At 38.9% G+C, this 16241-nt stretch carries 8 protein-coding genes; 7 read left to right on the top strand and 1 reads right to left on the bottom strand.

Annotation, left to right across the window (positions count from 1 at the left end; all coding sequences use genetic code 11):
* Positions 1-3195: mucin-binding protein (locus tag N8M95_RS08950; RefSeq protein ID WP_419991958.1), on the top strand; the 3195-nt coding region annotated here is incomplete at its 5' end.
* A 122-nt stretch (positions 3196-3317) separates the two neighbouring features.
* A complete protein-coding gene (locus tag N8M95_RS08945) occupies positions 3318-7220 on the top strand; it encodes a mucin-binding protein (protein ID WP_261117063.1) in 3903 nt (1300 codons plus the stop codon).
* A 120-nt stretch (positions 7221-7340) separates the two neighbouring features.
* Here the strand turns inward: N8M95_RS08945 and N8M95_RS08940 are convergent, their stop codons facing one another.
* A complete protein-coding gene (locus N8M95_RS08940) occupies positions 7341-7889 on the bottom strand; it encodes an NADPH-dependent FMN reductase (protein ID WP_261117062.1) in 549 nt (182 codons plus the stop codon).
* Positions 7890-8310: 421 nt separating this feature from the next.
* Between N8M95_RS08940 and N8M95_RS08935 the strand changes: the two genes are divergently transcribed.
* The 5 genes from N8M95_RS08935 to N8M95_RS08915 all read left to right on the top strand — a co-directional run.
* Positions 8311-9507 carry an MFS transporter gene (locus tag N8M95_RS08935; protein ID WP_261117061.1) on the top strand — a complete coding sequence of 399 codons (1197 nt, stop codon included), beginning with the start codon at positions 8311-8313 and terminating at the stop codon, positions 9505-9507.
* A gap of 293 nt (positions 9508-9800) precedes the next feature.
* Positions 9801-10289, top strand: a complete 489-nt coding sequence (locus N8M95_RS08930; protein ID WP_219966869.1) for a cell wall elongation regulator TseB-like domain-containing protein — start codon at positions 9801-9803, stop codon at positions 10287-10289.
* Positions 10286-11464: a pyridoxal phosphate-dependent aminotransferase gene (locus tag N8M95_RS08925; RefSeq protein ID WP_261117060.1), complete on the top strand. Its 1179-nt coding sequence runs from the start codon at positions 10286-10288 to the stop codon at positions 11462-11464. Before N8M95_RS08930 ends, N8M95_RS08925 begins: the two co-directional genes overlap by 4 nt.
* 16 nt (positions 11465-11480) lie before the next feature.
* Positions 11481-12824: an asparagine--tRNA ligase gene (gene asnS, locus N8M95_RS08920; protein ID WP_000167160.1), complete on the top strand. Its 1344-nt coding sequence runs from the start codon at positions 11481-11483 to the stop codon at positions 12822-12824.
* 274 nt (positions 12825-13098) lie between these two features.
* The coding region (locus N8M95_RS08915) for a mucin-binding protein (protein ID WP_261117059.1) at positions 13099-16241 on the top strand (3143 nt) is incomplete at its 3' end.

The following is a 16241-nucleotide window of genomic DNA, read 5'->3' as shown; positions in this document are numbered from 1 at the left end:
AGTCGTATTAACCTAGTGACTGGTCAAATTTTCTTCCAAGACTGGACAACTAATGATGATACGTTTGATAAAGTGGTCTCTCCAACCATCGCAGGTTACACAGCGGATAAATCAGAAATCCCAGCTGTAAGTGGAGTTCAAGCGAAAGACCAAGACCGTGTTGAAACAGTCACTTATCGTAAGGATGCCCAAAAAGCTATTATCCGTTACGTAAGCACTAACGGTAACCGTGTTCTCACAACAGATGAAGTAACAGGTAAGTCAGGTGAAGCCATTGCCTACAGCACAACAAGTCAAATCACAGAGTTCAAGAAACAAGGCTATAACCTTGTTAGCGATGAATTCACAGCGGGTGGTGCTAAGGTTTATGACTACGATACAGCACGTGACCAAGTCTACACTGTAACTCTTTCAGAACGTGTTGAACCAGTTAATCCAGATAACCCAAGCCCACAACCAAACACACCAGTTAATCCAGGACAACCAGATAGCCCACGTTGGCCAGGAACCGTTGAAAACTTGGATAACAAGGAAAGTGTTAGCCGTACCATCCATTACGTTTACGAAGATGGAAGTAAGGCTAAGGATGATGTAGTTGAAACACTGAACTTCAAACGTTGGAGTCGTATTAACCTAGTGACTGGTCATATTGACTTCCAAGACTGGACAACCAATGATGATACGTTTGATAAAGTGGTCTCTCCAACTATCGCAGGTTACACAGCGGATAAATCAGAAATTCCAGCTGTAAGCGGAGTGAATGCTAAAGACCAAGACCGTGTTGAAACAGTTACTTACCGTAAGGATGCTCAAAAAGCTGTTATCCGTTACGTAAGCACTAACGGTAACCGTGTTCTCACAACAGATGAAGTAACAGGTAAGTCAGGTGAAGCCATTGCCTACAGCACAATAAGTCAAATCAATGAATTCAAGAAACAAGGCTACAACCTTGTTAGCGATGAATTCACAGCAGGTGGTGCTAAGGTTTATGACTACGATACAGCACGTGATCAAGTCTACACTGTAACCCTTTCAGAACGTGTCGAACGTGTAACACCGAAAGATCCTAAACCACAACCAAACACCCCAGTTAATCCAGGACAACCAAATACACCAAATTGGCCACGTACTGTCGAGAGAATGGAGAAATTGACTCAAACAATAACTCGTCGTATCAACTTCCGTTACCTTAAAAATGGAAAAGCTGCATATGGAACGATTGATCAACATATCAGCTATGAAAGAAATGCTCTTGTGAATTTGGTTTCTGGTGATATCAATTATGAACAATGGAAGATTACTGGTATTAAAAACCAAGATGTTGTAGCTCCAGTAGCATCTCAACCATCAGCTACAACTCCTACAGTAGCAAATAACAGTGTAACAAGAGTTGTAAGATCATCTAGTGTAAGACTAGCTTTAGCTCCACAAACTGCTAATTCTCAAGAGTCCCCAGTAGGCTTAACTGTGACAGAAAATGGTGAGCGTTCAGTACGTCGTTCATCAAGAGGTAAACGTGCCACTGTAGCAGAGCCAGATAGTTCAACTAATTCAGAAGCTGATTCATCTGTTAATGCAGTGTTCAAAGCAGTACGAACTCCTATTACACCAAAATTCTATGCTACTGTGAATAAAGTAGGAACGATGGAGGTTAACCCAAATTCTCCTCAAGATACAGAAGTTAATGTTGACTTGAAAGAAATGGGACGTATTGTAGCAGTCAATAATAAAGGACAATATATCAATGAACAAGGAGAGGTGGTACAAAACATTGAAGACGCTCTCTATAAGTACTATGATAATGATCCAAACGATGCAACAAAAGCAGCGGAAACAAAAATTCCTGCGGCTCCAAAATTCCATGTATTAAATAATACGCAACCAACTGTTTGGGGATATAACATTGTTGACAAGACAATCGAACCAAATGATGAATCTGATCCTGATCGCATCGGAAAAGATACCTTTGTAACATATAATGAAATTATTGATCCAGTATCTAAGGAAACAAACCAAACAGTAAGCTTTGCTGGTGCAGGTTCTGCAACTCCTAAAGATAATGTGCAAAATGACTTTGTTTTCAGGGGATCATATAATGAAGCAACTAAAGAAACGACTTGGGAAAACAAGAACCATACCTATGGCATAGTTAAAGTCCCAGTTGTGGCAGGATATTTTGCTGATAAATCAGAAGCTGGTGCTAAGACAGTTACGCCAGATTCACCAAAAGCAACAGATACAGTTACATATAAAGCTTTGGGTAAAATCATTCCAGTAGATGCTTCTGGAAATGTGATTGCAGATGCTCCTCAACCACAATACATGAATGATGCAAATGATCCTCGTAAAGCTGGAGAAACAGCAGTACCTGAAATTGTAGGCTACAAACCAGAGCGTACAAGTGTCACACCTGAAAATCCAGGTGAAGATACAAAGGTAACTTACGTCAAGACAGATCAAGTTGCAGTGGTTCGTTATATAGATGTTGATAATAAGGATGAGGTCGTTCATACAGACAATGTTACTGGTAAATCTGGAGAAAAGATTGCTTATACGACAGAAACTGTTTTGAAATCATTGATAGAAAAAGGGTACTTATTACAGAAAGATGGTTTCCCTACAGATGCAACTTTTGATACAGATGAAACTAAAGTTCAAGAATATACAGTTCTATTGAAACATAAGATCACTGTTAAAAAAGATGTTCCTAAAGTAGTAGAGAGAACGATCCATTATGTATTTGCAGATGGTACAAAAGCAAGTGAAGATCACCATGATCAAGTAAGTTTTTCACGTATGTTAAGTATCGATAATGTAACAGGTAAAACTACAAGTACATCTTGGGTTTCTGAAGATGGAGTGACAAGTTTTGACGAAGTGGTATCTCCAACCATTGCAGGATACAATCCTGATCTTGCTAAGGTAGATTCGGTTCAAGGAATTACAGCAGAAACTGGAAATCAAGTTGTAACTGTAACTTATAGAAATGTTCAACCAATTCCACAAGTTACACCAACTCCGGTTCCAACGCCCGCTCCAGCTCCAAAAGTGCCGTCAGCAGTTCCAGCTCCAAAAGAGGAGGAAAAAGAACTTCCAAAAACTGCGGGTCACTCTTCTGGTATGGCTCAAGTTCTAGGAGTGCTTGGCCTAATTGCTGGATTCAGTTTAGTTGGAAAAGCAAAACGAGATGAATAAAATCAAAACAAAACTCTAGACAACAAAATATTGAAGTGTAGTGTTTTAGGGAGTGAGAATGTATGTCAATACAGCATCAATTCCACTCCCTTTTTTATCATAAAAAGTTAGAGAGAAAATATATGTATTCAAGAGTAAAACGGAATCAAATGAATAAGGTAAACAAGTATTCCATTAGAAAATCAAGTTTTGGTGCAGTATCTGTTGCTGTAGCTGCCTTGATGGTTTTTGGTACTTATTCAAATGTGAGTGCAGATGAACAGAAAGTAGATTTACATCGCACTGAAAAAGAAGAACAAAGAGTCTCTGAAAAACCAGAAGAGACCAAGCAAGAGAAATCTGAGGAAAAAATAGCAGAATTACCTTCAACTCTTCAAGCTCCAGTTTTGGAAAAAGAAGAATTAGATATCAATGCCTTTCTTAAGAAGGAAGCAGAATCTAAGGTAGCATCTGAGACAAAAACTTCGGACTCAAAAGAATTCACTTCTAAAGAAGTTAAGTCTAGTGAAGAAAAAACTACCTCACCTACTTCAAGTGAGAACGTAAAAGAAGAAAAATCAGTCGAAAAAACAACCTTAGAACAGGTTGTATCAGAAGCAGAAGTTTTAAATCAAGTTGCTGTTCGTTATGCTCAAGAAGCAGATCGTAAAGCTGAAGAAAAAGCCTTAGTTCAAGAAGCTGTTAAGGCAGCAACAATTCAGATTTCACAATCAAAATCCTTGTTGAAAGATTCATCTGTTAGTGTAGAAAATCTTAAGACTCAATTAAATCAACTGTATTCAGCTATTGAAACAGTTTATACTGAGTTGCAACGTGCAGGACACGGCAAGAAAATTAGTGCTAGTCTATCGCCAACTCAAACACAGGATGTAGCTATCGATAATGGAAATATTATTGCCAGTGGTACAATTGACATGGCCGACCGTGTAACTTCAACAGGTATTGCTGATTATCGCTTCCAATTAAAATTTAAAAATGGTGCCTATCATAAGGGAGATATCTTCACAATTGGCTTGAAGGAATTACCGCAAGACAATAATCTTCCTCAAAAATTGGTTGCTGAAGGTAAAGTATTTGCAGAACGAGTGAGTCTGGTTCAGAAAAATGATAATGCCAAAGCTGGAAGCCTTTCATACTGGGCTTCACGTGGAGATCGTGACGTTGCTTTGGACACAAAAGAATCATGGGATTTAGTTGACAAAGGAAGTCATATTGAAGCAATATACCGTTTCACTGACGAAATTGAACGCTTAGACGATGTTACTTTTGAACTTCAATACAGAGGTGGAATTCGTTATCCTCGAGTGAATGTGGATAAGTCTGTAACTGGTGTTATCTCAGTTAATGGTCAAAATGTAGTCACTAAGAATTACACTGTGATTAAAACAGATATAGGAGCACCTAAAGTTTATGATACACCTACTACAGCTAACTTCACAGGTGATGTGATGTTGGACGATGATGGAAGTATCAAGACATACAACAGTACCCTTCGTATCGGAACATGGAAATCAAACTTTAGTGCAGGGACTCGTTTCACTGTTCGTATCAATGATACAGAATTCAATAAGTTTGCTACTGTTGGTGAATTTATTGAACGTGGTGCTCACAATGTTGAAATGATAAATACTAGCCCTGATACATCAAGAACAAGGGTAAATCGCCATAATGTTATTTTGGAGGCACCTCGTGAAGAGCCTGGCCAACATGCCAAATTCAAGATTCTTAAGGCAGCAGATAATGAATTAACCTTTGAATTGGTATCTGGCAAGATGTTGGCTGGAAGAACTTATGTATTACGTACAAAAGATTTTGGAGTTGACCGTGTTCCGACAAGTCACACAGTTAATTATCTGAATGAAGCTAGAAATGGTTTTAAATCGAATGTTCCAGGGACATTGACAGTGGTTGATGCCAAAGGTAAAAATCTTACAGACCAATACGAACAAGCTGCTGATTCTGACTGGAAAATTGCCAACCCAGATATGGTTAGAACAGATGGACGCCTTGTATATGGAGATGTAGCTGTTCGCTTCGTTGATACTCAAGGGAAAATGCTTCTTCCTGCCATTGCAGCGGTGGAAAATGGAGGTATCCTTCAAGACAAATTCACTACTGTAAGACCATCTACCAAAATTGATACTAGCTATGTAGCTACTTTAGAGAGAAATACAACTGAGACAGAAGTTCAAGAAAATAAAGGAATTCAAACAACATCTATCACAGCACCTTATTTATTGCATTCACCAAATGGTAAATATTATGTCTTCAAAGAGTATGCACAGAATGATCGTTTCTATAGCAATACGAAGACATCTGGTACGATTACACGAGCTCAAGCCAACGTGGTAGCTGTGTACGAAGAAGCTAAATTTGGTAAAGTTGATATTCAATATCGTGATAAAACAAGTCAAACTATTTTAGAAACATTCAATACACCACATGATAAGAGTTCAAATCTCATTAACTTGTTGGGAAATAACTATGATGTGACTGCTAAAGTTCCTGAACGTTTCGAAAAAGATGGTGTAGTATATGTCTTGTCACAAACACCTGCTAATAGTAAGGGACATTTGACACAGGCTGATATCCATGTTGTTTATGATTATCTTGCTCAACAAAAAGCACAGATTAAATACCTCAATCAAACAGAAACAAGTCCTAAAGTTTTAGGAAATGTGGATAGTGTAGTTGGTCTTCCAGGTGAAACAATTGTTTATAATTCAAAAACTCGTATTAATCAATACCTAAAACAAGGATATGAATTAGTACATGATGGTTTTGCAAAGGCTAATGATAAACGTTTCGACAGTGAAAAACAAACTGATCAAGTATTCTCAGTTCAATTAATCGAAAAAGTTGTGACTGTTACAGCAGATGATCCAAAACCAATTGCTGGAAATCCATTAGTAGCAGGAGATGCATTGTCACCTGTTTGGCCTAAATCGGTTGAAAACTTAGATACACTGAGAAAAATGACCAAGCAGACGATTCACTACAAATATCAAAAAGATGGCAAACAAGCTTTCAAAGATGTAGTTCGATCTGTAGTTTTTGAAAGAGTGGCGAGAGTTAACCTCGTTACTGGTGCAGTTATTTATGATAATTGGAAAATCACAAGAATTGATGATAAACCAGTAGCGTCAGTGGATACGACTGTTCATAAACCAAATGTCACTCCACAAGGAGTAACAACTATTGCAGCAACTCCTTCTAGTCTAGGGAATGGAATTTCTATCAAACCAGTTTTGACTGTTCCGAATCCAGTTGTTGCATCATCACCAATTGTTGCAAAACCCGTTGTATCGGTAAAACCAGTAACACCGGTTAAACCAGCAGTGTCAACTCCGGCTAAGCCAGCACCTGTAGTTAAACCAAAACCGGTAGCACCATCAACACCGGTCAAACCAGTAGTTTCGACACCAGTAACTCCAGCGCCTGTTGCCACACCGCAACCAGTTGCTCCAGTGAAACCAGTAGCACCTGCACCGGTAACACCGGTTAAACCAGTAGTATCTACTCCAGCTACACCAACACCAGCTGTGCAACCAAAACCGGTAGCGACTACTGATTCAAAACCTAGCTTAACTCCAGCTGAAGCCTTGGCTGCAATTAAACCAACAGATTTTTCTTCACAAACATCTGTTAATAAGAAAACAGAGACAAAACCTGTTCCTGGTGGAACGGCTACGACTACAACTACAACGACAACCACTGTTACCTCAAATGCGGCAACAGCGGGTCCAACAACACCGATTGTCACTATCACAACAAATGAAACCGAAACTCATTCAGAGGTGACAAGTGTCATTCATACTGGTACTACTAGCCACACTCATGTGGTCGGAGTTGTTACAAAACCAAACGTAGTTGTTACTCATCCAAAACCAAGTGTTCAGTCTAAACCGCATTTAACGAGACCTCATCATGGACCAGTACACCATGTTCCTTCACGTCCAGGTAAACAAGTTAAACCAATTAGAACTGGACCAGGAACTCGTGGTCATGCTAGAAGACATCGCTAAATATAAAGTGTTAATACTGATTTAATTAGCAGTATAGTATTAAATAGCACAAAAAATGAGCCACTTTAAATTTAAAGTGGCTCATTTTTATATTAAAGACTTCTTAAAATTTTCTATTTTTTACTGAATTGCTGCGACCAAATCTTGAGCTTGTTTTTCAAGTGAGTTTAAGACTGTTTCTTCAAGAATTAATTTTCCGTCTGCCCAGGCAGAGTCATTAACACGTGCAGCAGTGAAATCGCCAACTACTTGTGTACGGATAAATGGTAAGAGGTCTTTGTAAATAGCGAAGAGTTGATCGTGCCCTGCATTGCCTACAGATGATACTGTGACAAACTTGTCTTGAAGGGCAGAAGCGCCACGTGTATCAGACAAGTCAAGGGCACGAGATAACCAGTCAAGCAAGTTCTTCACTGTACCAGGAATTGAGAAGTTGTAGACTGGAGAGAAGATCCAGATAGCATCCGCTGCGAGAACCGCTTCACGAGCAGCCGCTACAGCTGGGTGAGTTGGAACTTCCAAGTCTTGGCTAAAGAGAGGAAGGGCTGAATAATCAAGGTAGCTAACTTCCGCTTTACCAGCAAGTGCTTTCTCAGCTTCGAGAGCCATTTGGTGGTTGAAAGAACCTTGGCGTAGTGATCCGACGATAAATAATACTTTTTTAGACATGATGTGTCTCCTTTTTCTTAAATTTCCGAGATGTCTCTCGTTGTTATAAAGTATATTACAACAAAACAAAAGGACTTGCAAGAAATTTGCTCAGAGTTTATTTGAAAATTATAAAATTGCTGAAATTCTAGTCATTTGTGACTGAAAAAGTAAGACCTCTTTTCTTTGGATTGTGATTTGCTTTGATTTTCTATGAGTATTCCAACATTCTCTTGTAATATGATGACATAAGTGCTAAAATAAACAAGAAAACTCGCAATAGAAATGGCAGAACAGCTATTTTCCGGTATCATTTCATAAATAACTAAAGGAATAATAATGGCATTGAAGAATGCTTCTAAAAGGGGTGGAGATCATGTAAGGCAAAGATTAACAAGTGACGGACAAATGAAATAATAATACACTTGTTAAAGGAGAAAAGATGTTAATAAGAAATTATCGGAAAAATATTGGCCTGATGGCCGGAGTTGAGTTTTTTGCATTTCTAGGGATTACCAGTTTTTGGATTCTTTTTCTCAGTCAAAACGGCATGTCTCTTTGGCAGATTGGACTTCTGGAGAGTATTTTTCATACGACCAGTCTTCTCTGTGAAATTCCATCTGGTATGTTAGCTGACCGCTATTCCTATAAGACCAACCTTTATTTAAGTCGTATAGCAGGGATTGTGTCTTCTATTCTTATGTTGGCTGGGCAGGGAAATTTTTGGATTTATGCGCTAGCTATGGCGATAAGTGCCTTGTCTTATAATTTTGATTCAGGGACGAGTGCAGCAATGGTCTATGACTCGGCTGTAGAGGCTGGGCTAAAGGAGCGCTATCTATCCATTTCAAGTTTCATGTCAGGAGTAGCAGAAGGAACTCGTTCTTTGGGGACAGTGTTGGCGGGATTTTTTGTCCATGGTCAATTGCACCTGACCTACTATATCATGATTGCCACTTCTATCATAGTTCTTGTCTTGATTTGGATGCTGAAAGAACCCAGTGTCAAGCTAGAAAAAGCTGATAGTGTGACCATGAAACAGATTATTTGGACTGTTAAGGAAGAGTTGGAGCGAAATCCCATGCTCTTCAATTGGATGGTTTTGTCTCAGATTGTCGGAACACTCATGTGCATGTTTTATTTTTACTATCAAAATCAGTTACCAGATTTAAGTAGTTGGCAAATTTCAGCAGTTATGCTACTTGGTAGTCTCCTGAATATCCTTGCAGTCTATCTAGCGAGTAAGATTGGAAAGAAATATGCCGCCTTGAAGATTTTCCCTATTCTCGTCCTGCTGATTGGAGTTACTTACCTGCTGTCCTACTTTGGGACACCTCTAATCTATATTTTGATTTATTTGATTAGTAATGCTCTATATGCTCTTTTTCAGCCGATTTTTGACAATGATTTGCAAGAGCGCCTCCCAAGTGAAGTAAGGGCAACCATGCTGAGTGTCTACTCTATGATGTTTAGCCTAAGTATGATTGTGTTCTTCCCACTGACAGGATGGTTGATTGACAATTTAGGCTTTGTGATAACATTTCTTTATCTAGGATTCTTTTTAGTCTTGATTAGCCTTCTACTGCCTGTCTTTTTAGGAAAAATGGCTAAAAGAATAGATGATAAAATAATTCCATAGATTAAAAGAATTTTTGAAAACTTGAGTGCCAAAGCTCAAGTTTTTTAATAGGTTGATTTTGGAGCTGTCTTTACTTTTCTTGCTCGGTTTTAAACAAGAAAAATCGGTTTACTTTGAAGGGAGAAATAGAATTGGTTTCTTATACTCAATGAAAATCAAAGAGCAAACTAGGAAGCTAGCCGCAGACAGTACTTGGGTACGGCAAGGCGAAGCTGACGTGGTTTGAATTTGATTTTCGAAGAGTATTCTTGCATTCACTTGTAATAAAGCCTAATAGATGGTAAAATAGACGAGTGAAAAAAAGACAAAAAAAAGCAAAAAATAATCTACTGTGGCAGTATGGTCTAGGGATGACGATTTTGTTTGTGGTTATCAGTGCTTCCTTTCTGTATCTAGTGTTTCTGAGTATGAAACCCTATCAAACAGCTAAAAGTGAAGGAGAAAAATTAGCTCAGCAGTATGCAGGATTAGAGCAGACTGATCAGGTTGACTTATACAATGGCTTAGAATCCTATTACAGCGTTCTTGGTCGTAATAAAAAACAAGAATCACTTGCTGTCCTGATTGGAAAAGATGACCATAAGATTTACGTTTATCAGCTAAATCAGGGTGTTTCACAAGAAAAAGCAGAAGCTGTTTCTAAGGAAAAAGGAGCTGGCGAGATTGACAAGATTACCTTTGGCCGTTATCAAGATAAGCCAATTTGGGAAGTTAAGTCAGGATCTGATTTTTATCTAGTAGATTTTGAAACAGGAGCATTGGTCAATAAGGAGGGCCTATGAAACTATCCAACCGTGTTTTAGAAATGGAAGAAAGTGTGACCTTGGCTGCTGGAGCTCGTGCCAAAGCACTAAAGGCTGAGGGAAGAGATATTCTGTCTCTAACCTTGGGTGAGCCAGATTTCACTACTCCAAAAAATATCCAAGATGCCGCCATTGCATCAATTCAAGATGGGCGCGCTTCTTTTTATACAGTGACCTCAGGTCTGCCAGAACTTAAGGCAGCGGTCAATACCTACTTTGAGCGCTTTTACGGTTATTCTGTAGCGCCAAATCAAGTGACAGTCGCTGCGGGAGCCAAATATTCTCTCTATACCTTCTTTATGGCTGTGGTCAATCCAGGTGATGAAGTGATCATCCCAACCCCCTATTGGGTCAGCTATGGAGACCAGGTCAAGATGGCAGAGGGTGTGCCAGTCTTTGTTCCTGCTAAAGAGGACAATCACTTTAAGGTGACCGTAGAGCAGTTAGAAGCAGTTCGCACTGACAAGACTAAGGTTTTGGTGCTGAATTCACCATCTAATCCGACAGGAATGATTTACACCCGTGAGGAACTCTTGGAAATCGGAAACTGGGCTGTAGAAAAGGATATTCTCATCCTAGCAGATGATATCTATGGGCGCTTGGTCTATAATGGTCATGAATTTACACCCATTTCTAGCTTATCTGAAGCGATTCGCAAGCAAACAGTGGTCATCAATGGTGTGTCTAAAACCTATGCTATGACTGGCTGGCGGATTGGCTATGCCGTCGGAGAAGCAGACATTATCGCTGCCATGTCTAAGATTGCAGGTCAAACAACCTCCAACCCTTCAGCAGTAGCCCAGTATGCAGCAGTTGAGGCTCTATCAGGCGAGCAAGATACTGTAGAAAGTATGCGTCAGGCTTTTGAAGTACGTCTCAATACCATTTATCCCCTTCTTGCAGAAGTTCCAGGATTTGAAGTGGTCAAACCTCAAGGAGCCTTCTATCTCTTCCCAAATGTCAAAAAGGCCATGGAGATGAAAGGCTATACGGATGTGACAGAATTTACAACCGCTATCCTAGAAGAAGCTGAAGTAGCCGTGGTAACAGGAGCAGGATTTGGAGCTCCAGAAAATGTCCGCCTCAGCTATGCGACAGACCTAGACACGCTTAAAGAAGCAGTTAAACGCTTGAAAGTATTTATGGAAAAATAAAAGAAAAGGAAAAATAATGACAAAACGTGTAACGATTATTGATGTAAAAGACTATGTTGGTCAGGAAGTGACGATTGGCGCTTGGGTTGCCAACAAATCAGGAAAAGGGAAAATCGCCTTCCTGCAATTGCGTGATGGAACAGCCTTTTTCCAAGGTGTGGCCTTTAAACCAAACTTTGTCGAAAAATTTGGTGAAGAAGTAGGACTTGAGAAGTTTGATGTTATCAAACGCTTGAGCCAAGAAACGTCTGTTTATGTGACAGGAATTGTCAAAGAAGACGAACGTTCTAAATTTGGTTATGAGTTGGACATTACAGACATCGAGGTGATCGGTGAATCTCAAGACTACCCAATCACACCAAAAGAACATGGAACAGACTTTTTGATGGATAACCGTCACTTGTGGCTACGCTCTCGTAAGCAAGTAGCGGTGATGCAAATCCGTAACGCTATCATCTACGCAACTTATGAGTTCTTCGACAAAAACGGCTTCATGAAGTTTGATAGCCCAATTCTTTCAGGAAATGCGGCTGAAGACTCAACTGAACTTTTTGAAACAGACTACTTCGGAACGCCAGCCTACTTGAGTCAATCAGGTCAACTTTACCTAGAAGCAGGTGCTATGGCTCTTGGCCGTGTCTTTGACTTTGGTCCAGTATTCCGTGCTGAAAAATCAAAAACGCGCCGTCACTTGACTGAGTTCTGGATGATGGATGCAGAGTACTCATACTTGACACACGATGAGTCGCTTGACTTGCAAGAAGCTTATGTGAAAGCTCTTCTACAAGGTGTTCTTGATCGTGCGCCTCAAGCTTTGGAAACATTGGAACGTGATACAGAACTCTTGAAACGCTACATTGCAGAGCCATTCAAACGCATTACCTACGATCAAGCTATTGATCTCTTACAAGAGCATGAAAATGATGAAGACGCTGACTACGAGCATCTTGAGCATGGTGATGATTTTGGTTCACCGCATGAAACTTGGATTTCAAACCACTTTGGTGTGCCAACGTTTGTCATGAACTACCCAGCAGCCATTAAAGCCTTCTACATGAAACCAGTTCCTGGAAATCCAGAGCGCGTGCTTTGTGCAGACTTGCTTGCCCCAGAAGGCTATGGAGAAATCATCGGTGGGTCTATGCGTGAGGAAGACTACGATGCCCTTGTCGCTAAGATGGATGAACTTGGTATGGACCGTACAGAGTATGAATTTTACCTTGACCTTCGTAAATATGGTACGGTACCACACGGAGGATTTGGTATCGGTATCGAACGTATGGTAACCTTCGCAGCAGGAACAAAACACATCCGCGAAGCTATTCCATTCCCACGTATGTTGCACCGTATCAAACCGTAAAATTAAAAAATCAAAGTAAAAGGTCATATCGGCCTTTTATTTTTTGTCATGAAATTACCTAAAATACAGATTAATATATATATATATATATATAATTTCACATATTTTGTAGAAAAATGTAGACATTCTAATTGAAATAATGTTATAATGTAAGGTAGGAATTAAGTACCTAAGTGTAGCCATTTAACTTTGTCAATCAGGCTGGGAATGGGGGATTTTTGAAATACTTGGGTGTAATTCCGTAATTAGCATATATTTTAAAAAAGGAGAAACCATGTATTCAAGAATGGAAAAATATCACGGCAGAAGAGCTCAGCGCTTTTCTATTCGTAAGTATAGCTTTGGTGCTGCTAGTGTTCTATTGGGAACTGCTCTCTTATTAGGAGCAAATGCTGTCAAAGCTGATGAGACAAATGTTGCAACGGCAAAAGCAACAGAAGTTACAAATTCTGATAAACAGAAACCTGATTCAGCTATAACAACACCAGTTGTTGAGGAACTTCCAGAATTAAAGCTTGATGCTGTAAAAGCAGATGAAAAACCTGAAGTAAAAGACGACGCTAAAATTGAAGCAACACCTGTAGCAGAAAAAGAAGTTACTGATAAAGCAGAAAAAGAAGTTACTGATAAAGCAGAAAAAGAAAAATCTGATAAAGAGCAAGCTGCCAAAAAAGAAGTAGCTAAAGAAAAAACTGACAAAGAAACGGATGAAAAAGCTGCAACAGAAAAAGCACAAGATGATGTGAAGACAGTTCTTACTCAATTGACTTCAGAAGCAGAGGTTATGACATCTGTAGCTTCAAACTTCTCAGATAAAGAAGTCAAAGATGAAGCAGCTAAACAAAAATTATCAGCTGCAGTTGCTGCAGTGAAGCTTGAAGCAGCGAAGTCTAACGATTTGCTTTCATCTGATGCTTCTAAAGACCAGATGGTAGCTCAAGTGAATCGTCTTTCTGCCGCAATTGAAGCAGTTTATGCTGAAATGAAACGTGCGGGTCATGCAGGTAAAGTTGAAGCAAAATTGGCGGGGGAAGAAAGTAAGCCTCAAACATATACGGGTAAGGGGGTTATCAAAGAAGGTAAAGCTGTTGTAAATGTTCAAAATGCTTATATTACCATGAACGGCGAAAATACTAGACCTTTGTCATGGGGCTTAGAGGTATCATTTGATACTTCTAATGTAAAAGCAGGAGATACAACTACAATTGAGTTAAAGAATTTAGCAGCATTTGGGAATTCTTTTACAAAAGGTACAAAAATTACTGCAGCTGATGGAACTGAAATTGGTGTTGTTGAATCAGTGGCACAAAGCAATTCTACAGGTAATAAAGGTGGAACAAGTCCATATTGGGCACAACGTATGAAAGATGGAATGACCTATGAAGAGCGTTTGGCTGAAAAACCAGCTATTCCAAATGAAGTAGGGACTGTCACTTATAAAATCAAGTGGAATGATAAAGCAAAAAACTATGCAGTTACTACATATTCTGTTGAGTATCTGACAGGAACAGCTTATCAAGCCCCTCAAATTTCTAAAGATACGGATTATGTAGCATCTATCAAAGTTGATGGTCAAGTGGCTGTAGAACATACATATACTAATAAAGCTACTAAACCAAGTACTCAAAAACAATCTACTTCCGTTTCTTTGACACCAAATAGTGGTTTAAGATATAAAGGTTCGACTTTAGAAAAAATTGGGAATACACTTACAATTAATACGGATACAGATGTTCGATACAATAAAGGTAGTAAGTTTACAATAAAACTTCCTAATACGGACTTTAATTACTTCAGTGAAATCCCTGGAAGTAAAAATACTGCATCAACTACTACTAAAACAGATAGCATAACTTACAGACCCTCAGACCGTTTTGCTAATGTAAAAGCTAATGAGAATAATGTTTGGATTCTTAACGACGGGAGAGATACAGATTTCACATTAAAAGCAACTTTAAAATCACCAACAGAGTTAGAATTAGAAGTAATTGATGGGGCTATTCAAGAAGGTTCAACTATTTCTATGGCCCTTGATAAGTTAGGAATTGAAAGAAAGATAACTAATCGAACATTTACAGATGAATTTTCAAAGCTGAAGTATGATGATTTGGGGCGTGTTACAGACGGAAGCACAGTAGGTAATGATAAAACGTCTGGGACTCTTACTGTAACAGGTGGGACTGTACTAGATGGTCAAAAAGAAGATGTTACAACCAAGGTTACAAATGGATGGGTTGTTAATGCTTCTCCAAGTGGTTCAACAACAGTTGAAACCGGAGCTGTTACCCTAACATTGACCGATTTAGAAACTGGTAAAATACTTGGCTATATGCCTACTGAATATGATGGATTTGCTAAACTTAAAGAAGATGGCAGTCATGAAACAAAGAATATTTTAGGTAAAAAATATGATGTTTCAAGTCAAATTCCTGATGTTATTAAACCTGTTAATGGTATTGACTATATTTTAGCTGAAATACCTCCAAAAGGTCCGACAGGAACTATCAATGTTAGTGATAAGAGAATTAGTGAAATTTATACTCCTGAAGAAATTAAAGCGAATGGTTTGAACCCTAGTGCCTATGTTAACAATGTTATTTATTCATATGTTAAGAAGACTAAGGTTGAGGAAGTCAAACGTACAATTAAGTATGTGTATGCAGACGATGCTAAGGATCTTGCAGGGCAACAGGTATTTGAACCATCTAAACAAACAGTAAATTATACAGGTACTGTCAAATTGAATTCTGATGGTAAAGCTGTAGTTGATTCTAATGATAAGCCTGTTTACGTTAATTGGGTAGGGAACGGAGATACAAATCTTCCAGAAGTAACTGTGCCTCAAAAAGAAGGATACATTGCAAGTGTAGAAAAAGTTCCTGTACAGCCAACAACTGCAACAGATGAAGATTACGAATATGTAGTAACTTACTCACCAATCCAAAAAGCTAAAACAACATTTGTTTACCAAGACAAAGATGGTAATGTAAAAGAGGTTGAAGGAAATACACCGGTAACTGAAACAGGTAAAGGTGGAGACAAGCTTACAAAAGCAGATGAAATCGCTGCGAAAATCAAAGAAGCTCAAAATAAAGGATATGAATTAGTATCTAATACATACCCAACAGACGGAGTATTCGATAAAGATGTTAACACTGACCAAGAGTTCACAGTAACATTTAAAGAACGTGTTGTACCAGTTACACCAGATCAACCAAAAACACCAGGAACACCTGTTGATCCAAATAACCCAGACGGACCTAAATACCCAGCTGGCTTGGAAGAAAAAAATCTAAACAAAACAGTAACACGTACAATAACATACGTATACGAAGATGGCACTCCAGTATTAAACGAAGACGGAACTCCAAAAACAGTAACTCAAGAAGCTAAATTCACACGTGAAGCTAAGGTCAA

The organism is Streptococcus mitis, from assembly GCF_946190325.1.
Taxonomy (GTDB): domain Bacteria; phylum Bacillota; class Bacilli; order Lactobacillales; family Streptococcaceae; genus Streptococcus; species Streptococcus mitis_CF.
Note: the sequence above shows the minus strand (reverse complement) of the source record. Positions and strands in the feature narration are given on the sequence as shown.